The 20526-nt window shown below is 61.9% G+C and carries 22 protein-coding genes and 1 tRNA gene; 4 read left to right on the top strand and 19 right to left on the bottom strand.

The genetic code is table 11. From position 1 onward, the window contains the following. Positions 1–17: 17 nt before the first annotated feature. The 12 genes from pheT to A9O65_RS12285 form a co-directional block, all read right to left on the bottom strand. Positions 18–2396: a phenylalanine--tRNA ligase subunit beta gene (gene pheT, locus A9O65_RS12340; RefSeq protein WP_064702252.1), complete on the bottom strand. Its 2379-nt coding sequence runs from the start codon at positions 2394–2396 to the stop codon at positions 18–20. A gap of 145 nt (positions 2397–2541) precedes the next feature. Then, complete coding sequence (pheS, locus tag A9O65_RS12335; protein WP_064702251.1) at positions 2542–3561, bottom strand: phenylalanine--tRNA ligase subunit alpha; 1020 nt, start codon at positions 3559–3561, stop codon at positions 2542–2544. A gap of 173 nt (positions 3562–3734) precedes the next feature. Continuing rightward, positions 3735–4088: a 50S ribosomal protein L20 gene (gene rplT, locus A9O65_RS12330; RefSeq protein WP_013332273.1), complete on the bottom strand. Its 354-nt coding sequence runs from the start codon at positions 4086–4088 to the stop codon at positions 3735–3737. A gap of 36 nt (positions 4089–4124) precedes the next feature. Further along, the gene (gene rpmI / locus A9O65_RS12325; protein ID WP_016854829.1) at positions 4125–4319 is read right to left on the bottom strand and encodes a 50S ribosomal protein L35; all 195 of its coding nucleotides are present in this window, start codon (positions 4317–4319) and stop codon (positions 4125–4127) included. A gap of 85 nt (positions 4320–4404) precedes the next feature. Beyond that, positions 4405–4944: a translation initiation factor IF-3 gene (gene infC / locus A9O65_RS12320; protein WP_073292051.1), complete on the bottom strand. Its 540-nt coding sequence runs from the start codon at positions 4942–4944 to the stop codon at positions 4405–4407. A 34-nt stretch (positions 4945–4978) separates the two neighbouring features. Further along, positions 4979–6877, bottom strand: a complete 1899-nt coding sequence (gene thrS / locus A9O65_RS12315; protein WP_064702250.1) for a threonine--tRNA ligase — start codon at positions 6875–6877, stop codon at positions 4979–4981. Between the two features lie 219 nt (positions 6878–7096). After that, entirely contained in the window at positions 7097–7909 is an 813-nt protein-coding gene (locus A9O65_RS12310; protein WP_064698394.1) for an OmpA family protein, read from the bottom strand. A gap of 282 nt (positions 7910–8191) precedes the next feature. Continuing rightward, positions 8192–8659, bottom strand: coding sequence for a DUF2489 domain-containing protein (locus tag A9O65_RS12305; RefSeq protein ID WP_064698393.1), 468 nt, complete (start codon positions 8657–8659; stop codon positions 8192–8194). Positions 8660–8801: 142 nt separating this feature from the next. After that, positions 8802–9707 carry a heme o synthase gene (gene cyoE, locus A9O65_RS12300; protein WP_064698392.1) on the bottom strand — a complete coding sequence of 302 codons (906 nt, stop codon included), beginning with the start codon at positions 9705–9707 and terminating at the stop codon, positions 8802–8804. Beyond that, on the bottom strand, positions 9700–10770 hold the full coding sequence (locus A9O65_RS12295; protein ID WP_082920172.1) for a COX15/CtaA family protein: 1071 nt from the start codon (positions 10768–10770) through the stop codon (positions 9700–9702). The genes cyoE and A9O65_RS12295 overlap by 8 nt, the downstream gene beginning before the upstream one ends. Positions 10771–10782: 12 nt before the next feature. Then, entirely contained in the window at positions 10783–11319 is a 537-nt protein-coding gene (locus A9O65_RS12290; protein WP_064702249.1) for a redox-active disulfide-containing membrane protein, read from the bottom strand. Then, entirely contained in the window at positions 11316–12056 is a 741-nt protein-coding gene (locus tag A9O65_RS12285; RefSeq protein WP_064702248.1) for an SURF1 family protein, read from the bottom strand. The genes A9O65_RS12290 and A9O65_RS12285 overlap by 4 nt, the downstream gene beginning before the upstream one ends. On the opposite strand from A9O65_RS12285, the gene A9O65_RS12280 reads away from it, so the two are divergent. Next, a complete protein-coding gene (locus A9O65_RS12280) occupies positions 12055–12249 on the top strand; it encodes a DUF2909 family protein (protein WP_064698389.1) in 195 nt (64 codons plus the stop codon). The two genes, A9O65_RS12285 and A9O65_RS12280, sit on opposite strands and share 2 nt — an antisense overlap. A gap of 21 nt (positions 12250–12270) precedes the next feature. Here A9O65_RS12280 and A9O65_RS12275 read toward each other — a convergent pair whose 3' ends face one another. The 7 genes from A9O65_RS12275 to A9O65_RS12250 all read right to left on the bottom strand — a co-directional run bounded on the left by A9O65_RS12275 (position 12271) and on the right by A9O65_RS12250 (position 18029). Continuing rightward, positions 12271–13134: a cytochrome c oxidase subunit 3 gene (locus A9O65_RS12275; protein ID WP_064698388.1), complete on the bottom strand. Its 864-nt coding sequence runs from the start codon at positions 13132–13134 to the stop codon at positions 12271–12273. Beyond that, positions 13131–13718, bottom strand: a complete 588-nt coding sequence (locus A9O65_RS12270; RefSeq protein WP_064698387.1) for a cytochrome c oxidase assembly protein — start codon at positions 13716–13718, stop codon at positions 13131–13133. Before A9O65_RS12270 ends, A9O65_RS12275 begins: the two co-directional genes overlap by 4 nt. 22 nt (positions 13719–13740) lie before the next feature. After that, positions 13741–15375 (bottom strand): cytochrome c oxidase subunit I, encoded by a 1635-nt coding sequence (ctaD, locus tag A9O65_RS12265; protein ID WP_217641187.1) that lies wholly within the window; start codon positions 15373–15375, stop codon positions 13741–13743. Positions 15376–15414: 39 nt separating this feature from the next. Further along, positions 15415–16530 carry a cytochrome c oxidase subunit II gene (coxB, locus tag A9O65_RS12260; RefSeq protein ID WP_082919935.1) on the bottom strand — a complete coding sequence of 372 codons (1116 nt, stop codon included), beginning with the start codon at positions 16528–16530 and terminating at the stop codon, positions 15415–15417. Between the two features lie 138 nt (positions 16531–16668). Beyond that, positions 16669–16842 carry a DUF2970 domain-containing protein gene (locus A9O65_RS17020; protein WP_073292049.1) on the bottom strand — a complete coding sequence of 58 codons (174 nt, stop codon included), beginning with the start codon at positions 16840–16842 and terminating at the stop codon, positions 16669–16671. A 102-nt stretch (positions 16843–16944) separates the two neighbouring features. Continuing rightward, the gene (locus A9O65_RS12255) at positions 16945–17676 is read right to left on the bottom strand and encodes an LrgB family protein (protein ID WP_064702247.1); all 732 of its coding nucleotides are present in this window, start codon (positions 17674–17676) and stop codon (positions 16945–16947) included. Further along, positions 17673–18029: a CidA/LrgA family protein gene (locus A9O65_RS12250; protein WP_342039352.1), complete on the bottom strand. Its 357-nt coding sequence runs from the start codon at positions 18027–18029 to the stop codon at positions 17673–17675. Before A9O65_RS12250 ends, A9O65_RS12255 begins: the two co-directional genes overlap by 4 nt. Before the next feature lie 219 nt (positions 18030–18248). Here A9O65_RS12250 and A9O65_RS12245 point away from each other — a divergent pair. From A9O65_RS12245 to A9O65_RS12230, 3 genes are all read left to right on the top strand, one after another. Then, a tRNA-Pro gene (locus A9O65_RS12245) sits at positions 18249–18325 on the top strand. 834 nt (positions 18326–19159) lie between these two features. Continuing rightward, positions 19160–19762 carry a sigma-70 family RNA polymerase sigma factor gene (locus A9O65_RS12235; RefSeq protein WP_064698382.1) on the top strand — a complete coding sequence of 201 codons (603 nt, stop codon included), beginning with the start codon at positions 19160–19162 and terminating at the stop codon, positions 19760–19762. Beyond that, a complete protein-coding gene (locus A9O65_RS12230; RefSeq protein WP_064702245.1) occupies positions 19759–20505 on the top strand; it encodes an anti-sigma factor in 747 nt (248 codons plus the stop codon). Before A9O65_RS12235 ends, A9O65_RS12230 begins: the two co-directional genes overlap by 4 nt. Positions 20506–20526 lie beyond the last annotated feature (21 nt).

Genomic DNA, 20526 nt, shown 5'->3' with positions numbered 1-20526 from the left:
GTGTCGCTCCGAGGCCTTCATGCGCGTAACTCGGCCCCCAGGTGCAGACGCGATTCCTCGACGATGGCATCGACCAACTGATTGATTTCATCGTCATTTAGCGTGCGCGAAGGATGCTGCCAGGTCAAGCCCAATGCGACGCTCTTTCGCCCTTCCGGCACGCCCTTGCCCTGATAGACATCGAACAGGTGCGCCTCGACCAGCCATTCCCCCGCCTGAGCCCGGAGGGTATCCAGCAAGGCCTGCACCGGCTGCTCGGCATCGACCAGGAAGGCCAGGTCACGCCGCACCTCGGGGAAACGAGACAAGGGCTGGAATGCCGGTATGCGGCCATGGGTCAGGGCATCCAGGCGAACCTCGAAGAGCAACGCATCGACCTTGAGACCGAGGCGAGCACGCACCGCCGGGTGCAGCGTACCGATCCACCCGGCTTCCTGCCCGCGGTACATCACCCGGGCGCATTGACCGGGATGCAAGGCAGGATGTTCACCGGGTTCGAAGCGCCAGACATCCGCCTCGCCGCCCATCTCGATCAAGCTTTCGAGATCCCCCTTGAGATCGAAGAAGTCCACCTTCTCCTTGCCGCCACTCCAACCTTCGGGCTCGCGGCTACCGCAGACCAGCGCGCCGAGCATCGGCACCTGATCGAGGTCATCGAGCTCTCCGCGGAACACCAGGCCCGTCTCGAACAGCCGGACGCGAGTCTGCTGGCGATTCAGGTTGTGCTCCAGGGCACGCACCAGGCCCGGGAAAAGGCTGGCACGCATCACCGACAGGTCGCTGGAGATAGGATTGGCCAACACCGGTGACACGGCATCGGGCAACAAGGTCTCCTGCAACTCCGGCGCCACGAAACTGTAGGTCACCGCCTCGAAGTAACCTCGCGAGACCATCCGGTGGCGCAATGCGGCCAGCGGTGTACGCGCTTCGTGATCCGGACGCGGGCCAAGATGGGCACGAGGATGCCGCGCCGGCAGCTTGTTGTAGCCATGAATGCGCGCCACCTCTTCGATGAGGTCTTCCTCGATGGCAATGTCGAAACGCCAGCTCGGCACCCTGGCTCGCCAGCCTTCGTCGCTGGTCTCGACGACCATGCCCAGGCGCTCGAGGATTTCGCTGACTTCCTCGGCAGGCAACACCTTGTCCAGGGCCTGATCCAGCCGCGCGCGTCGCAGCACCACCTCCCGATCGCCAGGCAGTCGCGACGCGTCGGCGACTTCGACCAACGGCCCCGCTTCGCCGCCGGTGATCTGCAGCAACAGGGTCGTGGCGCGCTCGGCGGCCTCCCGGGCCAGCTCGGGATCGACGCCACGCTCGAAACGGTGCGAGGCATCGGTGTGCAGCCCGTAGGTGCGAGCCTGGCCTGCTACTGCCAGGGGCGAGAAGTGAGCCGCCTCGAGGAAGATGTCACGTGTCTCGGCGCTCACGCCCGACTGCTCTCCCCCCATGACACCGGCAATGGCCAAGGGGCCCCGCTCGTCGGCAATGATCAGGGTATCGTCGTTCAGCGTGATGGCCTGCCCGTCGAGCAGCACCAGTTGCTCGCCCTGGCGGGCACGCCGCACGATCACGGCACCATCGAGATTGGCCCGATCGAAGGCGTGCAAGGGTTGGCCCAGCTCGAGCATGACGTAGTTGGTAACATCGACCACCGGATCGATGGAGCGGATACCACTGCGGCGCAGGCGCTCGACCATCCATAGCGGCGTCTCGGCCGTGACGTTGACGCCCTTGATCACCCGCCCCAGATAACGCGGGCAGCCTTCGGCGTCCTCGACACGCACCGGGAAGGTGTCATCGTGCACGGGCGTCACCGGCGCGATGCCCGGTCCCTCGACCGGGAGGCGGTTGAGCACGCCGACCTCTCGCGCCATGCCCTGGATGCTCAGGCAATCCCCCCGGTTGGGAGTCAGGTCCACTTCGATGGTGCTGTCATCGAGCGTCATGTAGGCGCGGAAGTCCTCGCCGACCGGTGCCTCCGCGGGCAATACCAGGATACCGTCGGAGGACTCCTCCTCCAGTCCCAGCTCGGAGGCGGAGCAGATCATGCCGCGGGACTCGACACCGCGCAGCTTGGCCTTCTTGATCTTGAAGTCGCCGGGCAGCACGGCGCCGACCCGAGCGAACGCCACCTTCTGCCCGGCCTCGACATTGGGAGCGCCGCAGACGACCTGCAGCCGTTCAGTGCCATCGTCGACCTGGCAGACGTTGAGCTTGTCGGCATCGGGGTGTCTTGCCCGCTCGACCACCTCGGCGACCACCACGCCTTCAAAAGCTGCCGCCACAGGCTCGATGCCGTCGACCTCGAGGCCGGCCATGGTGATCTGATCGGCCAACGCTTGAGTCGCCAACGCCGGAGAAACCCATTCACGCAGCCACTGTTCGGAAAATTTCATGACAAATCCTATCGCTGTGCTCTCTGGGAGCATCGCCATCGGCGACACGGAGACGGGCCGTCGACAGGCCTACGCGGAGCGCTGCCCCCTCCCCTGTGTATCAAGCCTGACGACGATGCTCCCTGGCTGTGTGTACTGGTGACAATCAGGCGAACTGCTGCAGGAAGCGCAGGTCGTTATCGAAGAACAGTCGCAGATCGTTGACGCCATAGCGCAGCATGGCCAGACGCTCAGCCCCCATGCCAAAGGCAAAGCCCGTATAGCGTTCGCTGTCGATGCCGGAGTGATGGAACACTTCCGGATGCACCATGCCGCACCCCATGACTTCCAGCCAGCCGCTCTGGGAACAGACTCGGCAGCCGCCCCCGTCACACATCACGCACTGGATATCGACCTCCGCCGAGGGCTCGGTGAAGGGAAAATAGGACGGGCGAAACCGCACGGCCAGATCGTCGCGCTCGAAGAAGGCATGCAGGAAGTCCTGAATCGTGCCCTTCAAGTCGGAAAACCGCACGTCCTCATCGACCAGCAGGCCCTCCACCTGGTGGAACATCGGGGTATGCGTCAGGTCGGAATCGCTGCGGTAGACGCGCCCCGGGCAGACGATGCGAATCGGCGGCTCAGTGCTCTTCATGGTGCGCACCTGCACCGGGGAGGTGTGAGTACGCAGCAGCCGAGTGGCATCGAAGTAGAAGGTATCGGCCATCCCCCGCGCCGGATGATGGGCAGGGATGTTGAGCGCCTCGAAGTTATGATAGTCGTCCTCGATCTCGGGCCCGACCGCCACATCGAAGCCAACATGAGTGAACAGGCTCTCGATGCGCTCCAGGGTCCGGGTCACCGGATGCAGGCCACCGCTGGGCTGGCCTCGCCCGGGCAGCGTGACATCCAGTGTTTCCGCGGCCAGCCGGGCTTCGAGGTCAGCCTTCTCGAGCGCTTGCTTGCGCTCGTCGAGCTCGGCGGCCAATGTCTGCTTGGCCTGGTTGATACGCTCCCCCGCGGCCGGGCGCTCGTCCGCCGGTAGCTGACCCAGGCCCTTGAGCAGCGCGGTGATCTCGCCCTTCTTCCCGAGATAGCGCACACGCAGCTCATCCAGGGCGGCCATGCTGTCGGCGGCCTGGATGGCATCGCGAGCCTCGGCGACCAGAGTGGGAAGGTGGTCCATCCGTTGATGCTCCGAATTCTTGGTCCCGCCATCGCCGACCGATATCCCGCTGTGCGGGCATCGCCGACGCGACCGGGTGTCAAAAAAACAGGGGAAGAGCGGCTGCTCTTCCCCTGCGACGATCATCGGGGCGGCGGTCGCGCCAGGCTGACGCCGCACCCTCTCGATCCCCTTTACTGGGCAGCCTTGGCCTTCTCGACGATAGCGGCAAACGCTGCCTTCTCGTTGACGGCCAGATCGGCCAGCACCTTGCGATCGATTTCGATCCCGGCCTTCTTCAGGCCGCCGACGAAGCGGCTGTAGGACAGGCCATGCTGACGGGCACCGGCGTTGATGCGCTGGATCCACAGAGCGCGGAACTGACGCTTGCGCTGGCGACGGTCACGATAGGCGTACTGACCGGCCTTGATGACGGCTTGCTTGGCCACGCGAAAGACGCGCGAACGGGCACCGTAGTAGCCCTTGGCCTGCTTGAGGATTTTCTTGTGACGGCGACGTGCGACGACACCACGCTTGACACGAGTCATGGCTTACTCCTGACGTTGAAGAATTGCGACCAAGGGTTACAGGTTCGGCAGCATACGCTGCACGAGCTGCTTGTCGGCGTCGTGGATCTGCTTCATACCACGCAGCTGACGCTTACGCTTGGTGGACTTCTTGGTCAGGATGTGACTACGGAACGACTGCTTGTGCTTGAAGCCGTTGGCCGTCTTCTTGAAGCGCTTGGCAGCGCCGCTGTTGCTCTTGATCTTCGGCATGAGTTGAACTCCGCTCGAGGTTTTTGAGAAAACCCGGGGCCGATGGCGGGCATCACGCCCGCCACCCGTTTGACCGGCCGCCGGATCACTTCTTCTTGGGGGCAATAATCATGATCATCTGACGCCCTTCCATCTTGGGGAAGGATTCGACAGTACCGATCTCCTCGAGATCGGCGGCGATGCGCTCCATCAGCTTGCGACCGATGTCCTGGTGGGCCATCTCGCGACCGCGGAAGCGCAACGTGACCTTGCCCTTGTCGCCACCTTCGAGGAATCGTGTCAGGTTCTTCATCTTGACCTGATAGTCACCCTCGTCGGTGCCAGGCCGGAACTTGACTTCCTTGACCTGGATCTGCTTCTGCTTCTTCTTCTGTGCCGCCTTCTGCTTCTTCTGTTCGAAGACGAACTTGCCGTAATCCATGATCTTGCAGACGATCGGATCGGCATTGGAAATCTGCACGAGATCCATACCGGCCGCCTCGGCACGCTCCAGCGCATCGCGAGTGGCCATGATGCCCAGCTGCTCGCCATCGCTGTCGATCAGGCGCACCTGCTCATCGGTAATTTTCTCGTTCATCGGGGGACGCTTTTCCTGCGGGCGTCCTCTGGGGTTGCTTCTCTTGATGGTTCCGTCTCCACTTCAGTCTTGGAAGATGTCGCTAGCGCCGCTCGGCCTGAATCCGGTCGATGAAGGCATCCACCGTCATGGTGCCGAGATCCTCGCCAATTCGCGAGCGCACGGCTACCGAGTCGGCTTCGACTTCCTTATCTCCCACCACCAGGAGATAGGGGACCTTCTGCAACGTATGCTCGCGGATTTTAAAGCCGATCTTCTCGTTCCTCAAGTCCGCCTTGACTCGCAGGCCGTTTTTCTGCAAGCGCTGCTCGAGAGCCATGGCATAGTCGCGCTGTGCATCGGTGATCGTCAACACCACAACCTGCTGCGGTGCCAGCCACAATGGCATGGCGCCAGCATAGTGCTCGATGAGGATGCCGATGAAGCGCTCCATCGAGCCGACAATGGCCCGGTGCAGCATCACCGGCGAACGTCGCTCCCCATCCTCGGTGACATACTGGGCGCCGAGACGCACCGGCATCATGAAGTCGACCTGCATGGTGCCGACCTGCCATTCACGCCCCAGGCAATCCTTCATGTGGTACTCGATCTTGGGACCATAAAAGGCACCCTCGCCCGGCAGCTCCTCCCAGTCGACGTCACACGTCCGCAGGGCGCCTCGCAGGGCTTCCTCGGCACGATCCCAGACCGCATCGTCGCCAAGGCGCTTCTCGGGACGCAGAGCGATCTTCACGGCGATGTCCTCGAACCCGAAGTCTTGATAGACCTGCAGCGCCTGACGGTGGAAACTCGTCACCTCCGACTCGATCTGCGCTTCGGTGCAGAAGACATGCCCATCGTCCTGGGTGAAGGCGCGTACCCGCATGATGCCGTGCAAGGCGCCAGAAGGCTCGTTGCGATGACAACCGCCGAATTCGCCGTAACGCACCGGCAGTTCACGGTAGCTGCGCAGGCCGGAATTGAAGACCTGCACATGCCCCGGACAGTTCATCGGCTTGAGCGCGTATTCGCGTTTCTCCGACTCGGTGAAGAACATGCCATCGGCATAGTTGTCCCAATGGCCGGACTTCTTCCACAGCGAGACATCCATCACCTGGGGGCAACGGATCTCCTGATAGCCCCCATCCTTGTACACCTGGCGCATGTACTGCTCGACCACTTGCCAGAGCGTCCATCCGCGCGGATGCCAGAATATCATGCCCGGCGCCTCTTCCTGCATGTGGAAGAGATCGAGCTTGCGTGCCAGCTTACGATGGTCCCGCTTCTCGGCTTCCTCGAGGCGCTTGAGATAGGCCTTGAGCTGCTTCTTGTCTCCCCAGGCGGTGCCGTAGATCCGTGTCAGCATGGGACGTTCGGCATCGCCTCTCCAATAGGCGCCGGCCAGCTTGGTCAGCTTGAAGGCCTTGAGGTGGCGAGTATTGGGAACATGGGGTCCCCGACACATGTCGGTGTATTCCTGGTGGTGATAGAGACGGATCGTCTCCCCCTCCGGAATCTCGCGCACGATTTCCTGTTTGTAGGGTTCGTCGCGATGCAGGAAGGTCAGCATGGCGCGGTCACGGTCGACGTATTCGCGCACGACGTCGTATCCCGTATCGATCAGCGCCTGCATCCGCGCCTCGATGGCCTCGAGATCTTCGGGCGTCACCGAACGACCGAAGTCGATATCGTAGTAGAACCCATCCTCGATCACCGGGCCGATGGCCATCTTGGCATCCGGATAGAGTTGCTTGACCGCATGGCCGATCAAGTGGGCACAGGAGTGACGAATGATCTCCAGTCCTTCGGGGTCGCGGGCGGTGATGATCGACACTTCGGCGTCATGATCGATGATATCCGCAGCGTCCACCAGTTCGCCATCGATGCGCCCGGCGATACAGGCCTTGGCCAGGCCCGTGCCGATGCTCTCGGCCAGCTGCATGATGGTAAGCGGTTCGTCGAAAGGTCTCTGGCTGCCGTCCGGCAGGGTCACGATGGGCATGATGAAGCGATTCCTTGGGCACAGTGGTGATCCATACCAGGGATCACATGTTGCGAGAAGATGGATTGCCTTGAGCGACGCTAGCCTACCAGACGCCCTACCGACGGCGCCATGGGTGAGCTTGATCGCCAACGAAAAAGGCGCCCGAAGGCGCCTTTCCGACTCTATACTGCGCCCCGGCTTCGAGCCGGGGCGCTGAAGGGTCGACTCAGGAGAGCATCACTCCCACTCGCCAAGCTCGACACGACGGTTCTCGGCACGACCCGCCTTGGTGTCGTTGCTGGCCACCGGCTGCTCTTCGCCATAGCCGATGGTGGTCATGCGATCGGCGGAAATGCCCTGGCTGGCCAGGAAGCTCGCCACGGAATCGGCACGACGCTGAGAGAGGTCCTTGTTGTAATCGGCCGGACCGACGGAGTCGGTGTGACCTTCGATACGAACACGGACGTTCTCGTTGGAACGCAGCTTGGCGGCAACGTCGGTCAGGACGGACTCGGCGCCCGCGGTCAGACGTGCAGAGTCGAACTCGAAGTTGACATCCTGCAGCACCAGATCCTCGACGCAGCCCAGCGCGTTGACCTCGGCACCTGCCGGGGTACCCGGGCACTGGTCCTGGTAGTCCGGCACGCCGTCACCGTCGGAGTCCAGCGGGCAGCCCACGGCGTCAACCGCGACACCGGCCGGAGTTCCCGGACACTGATCCTTATCGTCCGGCACACCGTCGCCGTCGCTGTCGCCGACAGGCTCCGGACCTTTGTTCGGCTCGGCGCACAGCAGCGCGGCCGCGGCAGCGCCGACGGTACCACCGACATAGGCACCGGTATCTTCATCGTCGTCATCCACGGCGCTGTAACCGATACCGGCACCGATCAGACCGCCTGCAACGCTGCAGACAGCGGGATGCTTGTACCAGGCACGATCGGACGCTGAGCTGTCGCCCATGCCGGAGGATTGAGACGCCGAACTGGCGCAGCCGGACAAACCGACCACCAGCGCGGAACCGAGCAACAAGCCAGTCGTTGATTTTTTCATGTAAGACTCCTTCTTGACACAAATCTAGCGGGGCCAGCATAGGGCTTAGCCATCCAGCGAATCCGGTGGTATGGCCAACCGGAGACGGATCTTGTCCGTCCACACCGACCAAGAAAGCACGAAATCGCGATCTCGGCCAATCAACGGCGCGCGATGACTCGGGACTCCATCCACTTATCAGCCACCTACGTCGCGATTAGCAGCTTGCCGGAGACTGAGTCACCTTTCAATCGAAAAACGCACTGGCAAGTGTAATACATTGTTTTGTTTAGGTCATTCAAATCAATGCAAAGAATCCGGCCAATCGCGTCGAAACCTCAATGCGTGCAAGGCCGCTTTCATGACGGCATCGCGCCATTCATCCTCCACTTTCAGGCGCTCCCGGTCCTCCTGGAAGCGCTCTCTTGGGCTCAGCGCCTGGCGTGCCGAATGTGTATGCAGGTGCCGGGTTCGCTCATGAACCTCGGCAAAGGCAAGGAATTCCGGCCGGGAAACCAACGATGGATCGAGAATGTCCAGTAACGTCTTGCAACGCCAGGCGCCCTCGGTGATATCGACCTGCCCTTGCTGCAAGGCACTGGCTACCAGCTCGAGATTCTCCAGGCAGTTTTCGTGTGCCCGGCGCAACTCTTCTTCGCGGAACGCTTCACGACGCCGGACCTCCCGCCACAGGGTAACAGCATAAGCTCCCAGGCCGGCGACGACGACAAGGGCCAGCCCGAGCAGCATCAGGGCAGTGGTATTGGTCATGAAATAGTTCCCATTACGTCTGTCATTCAAGGGGTAAGGGCGCGCATTCTAAACCGCGCCATCTGGGCGACCAACCCATCTCCTCGATATCTCGACGCCACGTTCACGCCGAAGCGTCGCACGCCGGGCGCTCTGTCTTGCCTCAGCCCCACCAGAATCCGACATAGTTATCGATCAGCAACATGGCGAAGATCCCAAGAATGTAACGAATGGAAAACCAGAAAGCCCCGAGCGGCGCCCGAGGGTTCTGCCCCTGCCACACTCGACCATTCCACCACATGAAGCGCACGTTCAGCGCCGTCACCCCCAGCAGGTAGATCCAGCCGCTCATGCCGATGACGAAAGGCAGTAATGTCACCGCCACCGTCAGCCAGCCATAGAGCCATACTTGCAGGCGCGTGAAGGCTTCACCGTGGGTGACCGGCAGCATCGGCACCCCAGCTCGCTCGTACTCATCTCGTTTGTGGATGGCCAATGCCCAGAAATGCGGCGGCGTCCAGGCGAACACGATCAAGACCAACAGCAACGGCTCAGGGCCAAACTGGTTACTCACTGACGTCCAACCCAGCAGCGGAGGGGCCGCCCCCGCCACTCCACCGATCACGATGTTCTGCGGCGTAGCTCGCTTGAGAAAGGCGGTATAGATCAGGGCATAGCCAATCAAGGAGCCGAAGGTGAGCCAGGCCGTCAAGGGATTGACGCCGCCATGCAGCAGCCCGATGCCCGTGATCGACAACAGGGTTGCCCACCCCAGGGCCAGCGGCAGCGGCAGACGCTGCATCGCCAGAGGACGCGATGCCGTGCGCAGCATCATGGCATCCAGGCGACGGTCCACGACGTGATTGAACGCGGCAGCGCCACTGGCGGCGAGACCGATGCCGATCAGCCCCAGCACCACCTTGTCGAGAGGAGGTACCGGCCGGGCCAGCAGCATCCCCACCAGGCTGCAGACCAGCATTACCGACACCACACGCGGCTTGCCGAGGGTGATGAGGTCACGCCATAGCGGCGTGATCGCCGAGTGCGTCATCGATCTGGCGTCATGCATGCATCAACTCCCTCGCCGTCATCGATGGCGATGACCGGGGAGCAGCTTCACCCCATCGCCAGCTCCAGACCGCCAACAACGTCGCCACCACCAGCATGGTTGCGCCGGCGGTATGCAGCAAGGCCAGCCAGAGCGGTAGCCACAGCAGCACGTTGGCAATGCCCAGTGCCGCCTGCAACAGACAGACACCGCCCATCACCCCCAGCCAGGGCGAGACACCGCGATCGTGCCGGTAACGCCATCCCAACCCCAGCAAACACAGGAACAGTGCCGCTCCTCCCAAACGATGACCAACATGGATCGCACTGCGCGCCTCCGCATGCAATTGCCCATGCAGGTAGTTGGGCCCCACGGTCTGGGTCAGGTGAAACCCCTCGCCCCAATCCATGCTCGGCCACCACTGGGCATTACAGGTAGGAAACCCCTGGCACGCGATGCCCGCATAGTTGCTCGATGTCCAACCACCAAGGGCCAGCTGAAGCACCAGCAGCCCCAGCGCCACTCCCCAGAGCGGCGTGAGCCGACGCGGTTGCCGCCGCCACACCCCCGACATCGACAGGTGCCGTACACGCAGATGCAACCATAGAAATCCCCCCATCACAGCCATGCCGCCGAGCAGGTGCAATGTCACCACCTGCGGCCACAACCGGAGCGTCACGGTGAACGCGCCGAAGGCCCCCTGAACCAGGATCAGTGCCAGCAACACCAGAGAAAGTCGCCATGGGTACCCAACGCGCTGCCTCAGTCGCCATCCCAGTACCACCACGATGATCACCAGCAGCCCCAATGACGAGGCCAGGTATCGATGCAGCATTTCCATCCATGCCTTGGACGCCTCTAGCGGCACATCGGGAGAATGTACCAGCGCGCGCGCTTCATCCGGTACCACCCACTGTCCATAGCATCCCGGCCAGTCAGGGCACCCCAGCCCGGCGTCCACCAGGCGGGTCCAGGCTCCGGCCAGAATGACCAGGGCAGCGAACAACACGCCCAGCAGGCTCAACCAGCGCAGCCTTTTCAGTCTCGCCCGATACCACGGATCCAGCATGCCCTCGTCACGCATCCTCTCCTCCCGTCACTCATCGTGCAGGCGCGCCAGAGGCCGCTCAGGATTCAGCTTCAGCAAGCGCTCGATGTCTTCCAGCACATTCGACGCCGCCACGCCCTCGCCGTAGCTCAATACCGGCCGCCCGTCAGGGTCGAGGATCCAGAGCGTGCCCGGCTCCCGCCAGGTCGGCATGTCGTGCCATGTCGCGATCGCTTCGCCAGGCAGTGTCTTGCCGCCCCCTTCACCGATGCGCAGCCGACTGACTCGATGAGCATCACGCCCCAGGGCTCGGTGTACCCGCCACCAACGATCCGCCGATGCGGCACAATCGTTCGTGCAATCGAAGGCCATCAGCCAATCGTCGGCGCCGTCCTTCGCCACCCGGCTCAACGGCCAGTCGGCCAACCGCGGGAGATCGGGATGCAGCTCGCCATGAGCGGTACGTTCATCGGGAATCCCGAGCCGCCACTCGACCATGCCCCAGGCCATCGCCATGGGCAGGGCAAACACGGCGAACAAGGCCAGCAATTTGAGACGGGAACGGACGATACGGGCATCGGTCATGAGCGTGTCTCCTGCTTGTTCTCGAGGCTGTGCCCGCGCCGGTCGCGGCTCAGCCGGCGCGCCCCGACGATCATCACCACCATCGCCGTCAGCGCCAGCCCCCACCACTGGGCGGCATAACCGAGGTGTCGCGACGGCGGTAACACATTGGGGCGCCACCAGGAGGTCAAGTGCCCCTCGCCTGCCTCCAGGTGCAACCAACCGGCATGAGCGAAGCCGTCCGGGGTCTCCCAGGCGCCAAGGTCGATATGCTGCAGGCGCTTGCCCTCGCGATTGGGGCCGAGCAGCGGCGCCGAATCACCGGCCACCTGCCAGCGCCCTTTCAGGGTGACGCGTCCATCCGGCGTCGACACCCGCGGCGTGTCACGACTCGGGCCGGTGGACAGAAACCCGCGCTCCACCAGCCACAGGCGCCCATCGTCGCCACGCAGAGGCGTCAGGACCGCCACACCGAGCCGGTCTGCATGGATACGGTTGTCGAGAAACAGCGTCTCGTCCGCCAGGTACTCACCCGACACGGTGATCCTGGCACCATTGGGCGGCGAGGTCTCGGGGGCCACTAGCCGAGGCGCCGACTCGAAACTCGTCAGCAACTCTCGCTTGTCGGCGGCACGCTCCCACTGCCATAGTCCAAGTCCGAGTCCGAGCACCACCAGACAGGCCCAGAACCCGAACCACAGCGCCAGGCGACGGCTGGACCGAATCCGTGTGGCAAACCTCGTCATGGAGTCCGACATGTTTCTCAAGGTCCTGATCGCCCTCGTCTTCGTTGCCATGGTCGCCAGCCTCGCCGCCGGAGCCGGCTTTCTGCTCAAGGACGGCGGTCGCTCGCGGCGCGTGCTCATCTCCCTCAAGCTACGTGTCTGCCTGGCCGCCCTGCTCCTCGCGCTCCTCCTGTACGGGTTCTATGGCGGCGGCTTAGGCGGCTGAGATGCCTCGCCTTGTGCCGATTCAGAAGACGTAAACGAAGGTGAAAAGCCCTATCCACACCACGTCCACGAAATGCCAGTACCAGGCCGCCGCCTCGAACCCGAAATGCTGATCCTCGGAAAAGTGTCCTCGCCGGACCCGTGCCAGAATGGCGATCAGGATCAGGGTGCCGACGATCACATGGGCGCCGTGAAAGCCCGTCAGCAGGAAAAAGGTGGCGCCGTAGATGCCTGCCTGCAGGGTGATCCCGTAATGAACATAGGCCTCCCGGTACTCGATGCCCTGAATGGCGATGAAGCACAGCCCCAACAGCACGGTCAGCGTCAGCCAATGGCGCGCCGTGTCACGACGCCCTTCTTTCAACCCCTCGTGCGCCACCGTCAGGGTGATGCTGGAGCCGACCAGGATCAGGGTATTGACCAGCGGCAAGTGCCAGGGACTGAACGTCTGCTCGGGCCCTTGAATGGCCGCATCCGGAGGCTCCAGCAATGGCCAGGAAGCCGTGAAGTCTGGCCACAGCAGCGCGGCCACTCCCTTGGCGCCTTCGCCATCCAACCACGGCAGCGCGAAGGTTCGGATATAGAACAGGGCGCCGAAGAAAGCGGCGAAGAACATCACCTCGGAGAAAATGAACCATCCCATTCCCCAGCGAAAGGAACGATCCATCTGATCGTCGTAGAGCCCCTTGCGGGATTCGTGGATGACATCCCGAAACCACAACCACATGACAGCCAGAATCCCGACCAGACCGACCACCATGACCGGCATGCCCGAGGCGCCATGCACCAGCATCACACCGGTGCCGACCATCAAGGCCCCCAGGGCCAGGGAGCCGAGCACCGGCCATTTGCTCGATGGGGGTACGTAATAGCTACCACCGCTCATGCGTCACCTCCTCGCGTCGACGTCCCCTTCCCCCGGGACGGTGCCGCGTCCTGCCGGTACAGGGTATAGACCAGCGTGACCGTCTTGATGTCGGCCGGCAGGTCCCGCGTCAACTGAAAGACCAGGGGCGCCTCGAAACGCTCGCCCGGCGCCAGGCGTTGATTCTGAAAGCAGAAGCACGCCAGCTTGCGAAGGTGCAGCGAGGCCTGCGAAGGCGTCACGCTGGGAACCGCACGCGCCACGCTGGCCTGGTCGCCCAGGTTCTCGAACGAGAAGTGCACCTCAGCGCTCTGCCCCGGATGAACGCGAACCTGACGAGTATGCGCTTCCAGCGACCACGGCAGCCCCGGACTGCCTCGGGTGATGAACTGCATCGTGACCACCCGATCCTGGTCGACGGCCTCGTGGGCCAGTGCCTGGGCCTGATTCGATGTCTTGCCATTGAGCCCGGTGACCTGGCAGAACACGTCGTACAAGGGCACCAGCGCGAAGGCGAAGACACACATCCCGACCAGCGCCACCAGGGTCTTGGCCACGGTACGCCTGATCTCTCGGCGTGTGTCATCGGAGCGTTGTCCCACCATGCAAGCCTCCCGACGTCTGCCATCAATGCCGATGCGGCTCGAAGTGCGGCGGTGTTTCGAAGGTATGCAAGGGAGCCGGGCTGGGAACCGTCCATTCGAGATCCTCGGCCCCGTCCCATGCCTTGGCCGGCGCCTTCTCGCCCCTGCGCACGCAGAGCACCACCACTGCTACGAAGAGCAGTTGCGAGGCCCCGAACATGAAAGCCCCGATGCTGGTGATCATGTTGAAGTCGGCAAACTGCAGCGCATAGTCCGGAATTCGCCTTGGCATGCCGGCGAGACCGGCGAAATGCATCGGAAAGAAGGTCAGGTTGACGCCGATCACCGACAGCCAGAAGTGCCATTGCGACAGACGTGTATGCGGATAGTGGCCGGTCCACTTGGGCAGCCAGTAGTAGACGGCGGCCATGATGGCGAACACCGCCCCGGGCACCAGCACGTAATGGAAGTGGGCGACCACGAAATAGGTGTCGTGATACTGGAAATCCGCCGGCGAGATGGCCAGCATCAGTCCCGAGAACCCTCCGATGGTGAACAGCACGACGAAGGCCAGGGCAAACAGCATCGGCGGCTCGAAGGTGAGCGAGCCACGAAACAACGTGGTGATCCAGTTGAACACCTTCACCCCGGTGGGTACCGCAATCAGCATGGTGCTGTACATGAAGAACAGCTCCGCCACCAGGGGCAGGCCCACGACGAACATGTGGTGGGCCCAGACCAGGAAAGAAAGGATCGCGATGGAAGCCGTGGCATAGACCATCGAGGCGTAGCCGAACAAGCGCTTGCGGGCAAAGGTCGGGATGATCACCGAGACGATGCCAAAGGCCGGCAGGATCATGATGTAGACCTCTGGATGCCCGAAGAACCAGAACAGATGCTGGAAGAGGACGGGGTCACCCCCGCCGGCAGCATTGAAGAAGCTGGTGCCGAAATTGATGTCCAGCAGCATCATGGTGATCACCCCGGCCAGCACCGGCATCACGGCAATCAGCAGAAAGGCGGTGATCAGCCAGGTCCAGACGAACAGCGGCATGTCCATCATGCGCATGCTCGGTGTCCGCAGGTTGAGAATGGTAGCGATGATATTGATCGCACCGAGGATCGAACTGATGCCCGCCAGGTGCAACGAGAAGATGAAGAAGGTCGTGGACGGTGGCGCATAGGTCGTCGACAGCGGCGCATAGAAGGTCCAGCCGAAATTGGGGGCCCCGCCCGGCATCACCAGCGTGGAGAGCAACAACGCAAACGCCACCGGCAACAGCCAGAAACTGAAATTGTTGAGGCGTGGCAATGCCATGTCGGGGGCACCGATCTGCAGCGGCACCATCCAGTTCGCCAGACCGACGAACGCCGGCATGACCGCGCCGAACACCATGATCAGGCCATGCATGGTGGTCATCTGGTTGAAGAATTCCGGCTGCACCAGTTGCAGGCCAGGCTGAAACAATTCCGCTCGAACCACCATCGCGAAGATGCCGCCGATGAAGAACATCGTCAGCGAGAAGATCAGATAGAGCGTGCCGATCTCCTTGTGGTTGGTGGTCAGCAGCCAGCGCATCAGGCCCCGCGGCCCATGATGATGGTCATCCGCCGCCATGCCGCCGGCATCGGCCTGATGCTGCTGGGGCGTGGGTCTGGGAGGCAGGTGCGAAGCCATGATCTATCCCCCTCGGTATCCGTCGTCGAAAAGCGCGCCCTACTGCTCGTCGAGCAGTTCGGCAATCTCCGCCGGCTGTATGGCCTCGCCGGTCTCGTTGCCCCAGGCATTGCGCTCATAGGTGATCACCGCGGCCAGTTCCACTGGATTCAGCGTGCTGCGGAAGGCCGGCATCGCCGAGCCGGAGACGCCATTGACTACGGTGTCGATGTGATAGTCCGGGTCGTCGAGTATCGCTTGATTGCCGGCTAGCGCAGGGAAGGCCGGCGGGCTACCGGAGCCATCGGGCTGGTGACAGGAAGCGCAGATCGTGCCGTAGACCTGCTCGCCCCGCTCCATCAATTCATCCAGTTCCCACTCGCGGTCCACCCCCATCGCTTCCTGGGCGGCGGCTTCCTTGCGCTCGGCCAGCCAGGCATCGAAGCGCTCGGGCTCCACCGCCTTGACGACCACCGGCATGAAGGCGTGATCACGACCGCACAACTCGGCACATTGGCCGCGATAGATCCCCGGCTCGTTGATGCGCACCCAGTTCTCGTTGACGAACCCCGGCACGGCATCCTGCTTGACGGCCAGGTCCGGCACCCACCAGGAGTGGATGACATCATCCGATGTCATCAGCAGGCGTACCTTGCGATCCACCGGCAGCACGAGCGGCTCGTCGACCTCGAGCAGATAGTTTTCCTGCTTGGCGCTCTCTCCGCTGACCTGGGAGCGGGCCGTTGCCAGGTTGGAGGTAAAGGCGACATCCTCGCCGAGATAGTCATAACGCCAGCGCCACTGCTGACCGGTGACCATCACGTCCAGATCGGCTTCGGAAGTGTCGTACATCGTCTTGAGCGTGGCAGTGGCAGGAATCGCCATGGCCACCAGGATCAGGATCGGAATCAGGGTCCAGATGACTTCCACGGTCGTATGTTCGTGAAAGTTGGCGGCCTTGGCGCCACGCGAACGGCGATAGCGAAACAGCGAGTAGAACATCGCGCCGAAGACGACGACGCCGATGACGACACAGATCCAGAAGATGGTCATGTGCAGGGAATGAATCTCGCGGCTGACGTCAGTGACCCCGACCGGCATGTTCCAGCCGTTGGCCAGCACACTCCCCGACAGCCCCGAGCAGGCGACCAATCCCGCTGTCCACACGAGCCGCATGCGCATCGCCTCCTCCTGAACATTGTTGTTGTATTAGCCGCTACTTGATCGAGTATAGAAGAGCCTCGGCATTCGTCACGGACCGCTCTGACCCGATCTCATAAACGCGGTTCTCAACGATCACAGGGCAGTCGCGCCTCATCGGGCGGCCAGCGATGCGACCAGGGCGATCAGCAGCACCAGCACGCCTCCCATCAGGATACCGGCGATGATGAAGTGCGAAGCCCGCCCCCGAGAGAAGTCCTCGTGACGACGGCTCTCCTTCTGTACGCCGAAAAAAGCCGCCAGAACCGACTTGATCACTCGCCACATTACCTCTCTCCTTCGACGCCCCCGTCTCCATGAGACTAGGAGGTGTCGGCAACGTCGGCGAACACAGGCCCTGTTGGCCCAGATGATGGCAGGACGACAACGTCAGCTCAGACCGAGAAGACGTGTGATCAGCGGCAAGAGAAAGGCGGTCAACAGGCCGGTCAGACCCATCGAAAGCCCCGAGAAGGCACCTGCCACCGCCCCCAGACGGGCGAAAGAATGGGCCGTGCCGAAACCATGGGCCGACAATCCCATGGTAAATCCCTGCACGGCCGGATCAGTGATCTTCAACAGACGAAAGACGCCCGGTCCGAGGGCACAACCGATCGACCCTGTCAGCAGCACCAGCCCCGCCGCCAGCGAAGGAATCCCTCCGATCTGTTCGGCAATGCCCATGGCAATGGGAGACGTGACCGAACGTGGCGCCAGCGACAACAGGGTTTCCTGGCGAACGCCGAACAGCATCGCCAGACCGATGGTGCTGACCACCGCGGTCAGGATGCCCGCGACACAAGCCAGCAGTAGCGATCCCAGCAGGCGCCGGACGCGCTCGCGATGATCATAGAGGGGGATCGCCAGGGCCACCGTGGCCGGCCCCAGCAGGAAGTGAATGAACTGGGCTCCTTCGAAATAGGTGGCGTAGTCCATGTCGACCAGCAGCAGGAAGCCGATCAGGATGGCGATGGACAAGGTAACCGGATGCAGCAAGGGCGTGCCGCCCAGTGCGCGATTGAGGCGCACCGCCACCATGAAGGCTAGCAATGTCGCCAACAACGACAGCAGCGGGTTACCGGAAAGATAGACCCACAACTGATCGAGCGCCGCCACGCTCATGTCTCATTCTCCCCGCTTCCCCGACGCCCGCCCCGGCCCTGAAGGCGCGACAGCACCCAGGCCGTCACCGCCAGGGTCATGGCCGTGGAGCCCACCAGCGTCACCGCGATCGGCAACAGATCGGCACCGATCAAGGCGCCATGGACCATCAAACCGACCCCTGCCGGCACGAACAGCAGCGTCAGATAACGCAGCAAGCCCTCGCCAGTTACCCGGAGACTCGACGGCACCTTGCCCCTCACCACCAAGGCTGCCAGCAAGATCACCATGCCGATCACCGGTCCGGGCACCGACAGTGCCAGCCCTCGTGTCACCAGCTCGCCCAGCATCTGGCACGCCAGCAACATGCTCATCCCCATTATCAATGGCATTTCGTCCCCCCGCCTAGTTCAGCACCCTTGTGATACGCAGTATTGTGGCAAAGCCCGGCAACCGGACACCATCCCGGCGTCATTGGCCAAGCAATTGAAACAAAAGCGCAAAAGGGGCTTTTCATTTGCTCACGAACGCGCTAGTATACGCCTCGTTCTCGGGGAGGCACCCAGGCAGGAAAGGTGCACCGGGAAAAGTATCGGAGCGTGGCGCAGCTTGGTAGCGCGTTGCAATGGGGTTGCAAAGGTCGCTGGTTCGAATCCAGTCGCTCCGACCAGACATATCAAGAGAAACCGCCACTTACGGGTCATCCCGGGTGGCGGTTTTTTCGTTGTGCTCAGACATTATCAAAATTACGCCAAAACGAGTGTCCTCCTTCCCCTCTCTCGACGTACCCGAGCCAGAACCAAATGACATGGAATGGCGTTCGGTTTGCCCCATGAAGAGTGGACGCTGAAACGTCTATAGATGCTATCGCCTTGGCTCCTGATGAAGAGGAGAGAAAAACCCATTACCTGGACCTGGTTTAAGTGAGTGGCTGTTCGGCTTGCTCGGGACCGCATTCGGTGCGCTCTTGGGCAACTAGCTTGCCATTGGGCGCGACAAGCGCAGGGAGAGAAACGCAGCCAGGCTTGAGGTGTGGCAGTTCCTGAATCGGGAAGACACCCGGAGTACGTTTCTGGACACGAGGAAGTTCTCCAATGACGAGCCTATCGTTAGGTACCAGGCAGTTGTCAGCACCAAGGAATGGCAACAATTCCAGCACTACCTACATGAGATAAAGCGGATACGTGCACTTGAAAAGCTGGGAGAATACGTTCCAGACACCGGCGGTGTTCCTGTGCTGAGAGCACAGACCGATGAGGAGAAGGAAATGATCAATGCCCACTGGGAAAAGCTCCTCGATCGGTCAAAGCCTCGTTGCCCCCATCTTCTCCTCATCGGCAGCCCCGGGGTAGCTCAATGGTAGAGCCACACCCGGCTCGAATCCCTGTCCGATCAGCCCCTACCCGCCACTCTCTCACATGGCCCCGCATTGGCCTGTACAGCGGCAGCACGCTAGTCTGTCCTTACATGGTGCTTGCTCGATGACATCAACAAGGAAAGTGGTATGTCCGATAACTCATGGCCCTCTTCAGCGCATTGCGGCGACACCTCATCCGCGACGCCATCATCCAATAACCACCTCCGTGATCTACTCCAGCTCATTACCCAAAGTGATCGTCGCGCCTTCGCTCAGCTCTATGAGGCCACCTCGGCGAAACTCTATGGCACGGTGTTGCGTATCTTGAAAGATCGGAGTCGAGCGGATGATGTCATCCAAGAGGTCTACGTCACGATCTGGCAGAAGGCGTCACAATTCGAAACCAGTCGGGCTTCCCCTATTACCTGGATGGTGACCATCGCTCGCCATGCTGCCATCGACGAATTGCGCCGCCAGCCTAGAACTCCTCATGAATCTGAGGACGCATTGTCACAGACCTCCGCCGATGAGATCAGTGCCCAAGAATGCATTGAACACGAACAGGATGTCCGACATCTGCATGCCTGTTTGGAGGAGCTCGAAGCCAGACACCAAAACATGGTGCGCCTGGCGTACTTGGATGGATGGTCGCGCGCCGATCTAGCTGCGTATTTCGAACAACCGGTGAATACCGTCAAGACTTGGCTCCACCGAGCCTTAAAGCAACTCAAGGGGTGCCTCGCGTCATGACTGGACACGACGACATCGACATGTTGGCCGCCGAATATGTGCTGGGCACCCTCGAGATCGACGAACGTGCTGAAGTGGCCCAGCGTCGGAAGCATGATTCTAACCTAGACGCACAAATTCGGGCCTGGGAGATACGCCTTGCCCCACTTCGCAACGAAATCCAAGATGTAGCCCCTGGGCCAGATCTACTGGAGCGGATCGAACGCCGCATCGCGGTGCTCGAGACCGAAGCAAGCGGCCGTGAAAGCAGCACGACGCAATTGCTAGCAATGCGTCGTCGCCTTGCCTTCTGGCGCTGGAGTGCTGCGTTCGCTTCCGCTGCAGCACTGGCAATGGCCATCGTTCTGGTCGTACTGTTCGACTCGACGCCAAACCAAACTCCTTTCGTAGCCGTCTTCACACAGAACGACCAACAGCCAGCCTTCATGCTCGCCGTTGACCTCGACAACCGCCGGCTGAACGTGCAACCCGTAACGGCGGAACCACTGCCGGATCGATCCTATCAATTGTGGATCAAGTCAGCCGAGCTTGGGCCTAACCCTCGCTCTGTGGGCGTACTGAACGACGACCTCAGCCTGGATGCCGATGCCTTACGCGACTACGATCCCGACCTGCTTAAACAGGCCACCTTCGGCATCAGCATTGAACCTCCGGGTGGTTCTCCTACCGGCCAACCGACGGGCCCTGCTATCCACGGCTATCTCTATCCCACCGACCAGAGAGGGAAGTCACAGCACCTATAACTTTTTTCACGCTGACGTGAA

It is taken from the genome of Halomonas caseinilytica, assembly GCF_001662305.1.
Classification (GTDB): domain Bacteria; phylum Pseudomonadota; class Gammaproteobacteria; order Pseudomonadales; family Halomonadaceae; genus Halomonas; species Halomonas caseinilytica.
This window is presented reverse-complemented; position numbering and strand designations above follow the sequence as displayed.

Bases quoted from the DNA above. Each gene is read 5' to 3' on its own strand.
- pheT (WP_064702252.1), bottom strand. From the start codon at position 2,396: ATGAAATTTTCCGAACAGTGGCTGCGTGAATGGGTTTCTCCGGCGTTG.
- pheS (WP_064702251.1), bottom strand. From the start codon at position 3,561: ATGGACCACCTTCCCACTCTGGTCGCCGAGGCTCGCGATGCCATCCAG.
- rplT (WP_013332273.1), bottom strand. From the start codon at position 4,088: ATGACTCGTGTCAAGCGTGGTGTCGTCGCACGTCGCCGTCACAAGAAA.
- rpmI (WP_016854829.1), bottom strand. From the start codon at position 4,319: ATGCCGAAGATCAAGAGCAACAGCGGCGCTGCCAAGCGCTTCAAGAAG.
- thrS (WP_064702250.1), bottom strand. From the start codon at position 6,877: ATGCCCATCGTGACCCTGCCGGACGGCAGCCAGAGACCTTTCGACGAA.
- A9O65_RS12310 (WP_064698394.1), bottom strand. From the start codon at position 7,909: ATGAAAAAATCAACGACTGGCTTGTTGCTCGGTTCCGCGCTGGTGGTC.
- A9O65_RS12305 (WP_064698393.1), bottom strand. From the start codon at position 8,659: ATGACCAATACCACTGCCCTGATGCTGCTCGGGCTGGCCCTTGTCGTC.
- cyoE (WP_064698392.1), bottom strand. From the start codon at position 9,707: ATGCATGACGCCAGATCGATGACGCACTCGGCGATCACGCCGCTATGG.
- A9O65_RS12295 (WP_082920172.1), bottom strand. From the start codon at position 10,770: ATGCGTGACGAGGGCATGCTGGATCCGTGGTATCGGGCGAGACTGAAA.
- A9O65_RS12290 (WP_064702249.1), bottom strand. From the start codon at position 11,319: ATGACCGATGCCCGTATCGTCCGTTCCCGTCTCAAATTGCTGGCCTTG.
- A9O65_RS12280 (WP_064698389.1), top strand. From the start codon at position 12,055: ATGTTTCTCAAGGTCCTGATCGCCCTCGTCTTCGTTGCCATGGTCGCC.
- A9O65_RS12285 (WP_064702248.1), bottom strand. From the start codon at position 12,056: ATGTCGGACTCCATGACGAGGTTTGCCACACGGATTCGGTCCAGCCGT.
- A9O65_RS12275 (WP_064698388.1), bottom strand. From the start codon at position 13,134: ATGAGCGGTGGTAGCTATTACGTACCCCCATCGAGCAAATGGCCGGTG.
- A9O65_RS12270 (WP_064698387.1), bottom strand. From the start codon at position 13,718: ATGGTGGGACAACGCTCCGATGACACACGCCGAGAGATCAGGCGTACC.
- ctaD (WP_217641187.1), bottom strand. From the start codon at position 15,375: ATGGCTTCGCACCTGCCTCCCAGACCCACGCCCCAGCAGCATCAGGCC.
- coxB (WP_082919935.1), bottom strand. From the start codon at position 16,530: ATGCGGCTCGTGTGGACAGCGGGATTGGTCGCCTGCTCGGGGCTGTCG.
- A9O65_RS17020 (WP_073292049.1), bottom strand. From the start codon at position 16,842: ATGTGGCGAGTGATCAAGTCGGTTCTGGCGGCTTTTTTCGGCGTACAG.
- A9O65_RS12255 (WP_064702247.1), bottom strand. From the start codon at position 17,676: ATGAGCGTGGCGGCGCTCGATCAGTTGTGGGTCTATCTTTCCGGTAAC.
- A9O65_RS12250 (WP_342039352.1), bottom strand. From the start codon at position 18,029: ATGAGCATGTTGCTGGCGTGCCAGATGCTGGGCGAGCTGGTGACACGA.
- A9O65_RS12235 (WP_064698382.1), top strand. From the start codon at position 19,160: ATGTCCGATAACTCATGGCCCTCTTCAGCGCATTGCGGCGACACCTCA.
- A9O65_RS12230 (WP_064702245.1), top strand. From the start codon at position 19,759: ATGACTGGACACGACGACATCGACATGTTGGCCGCCGAATATGTGCTG.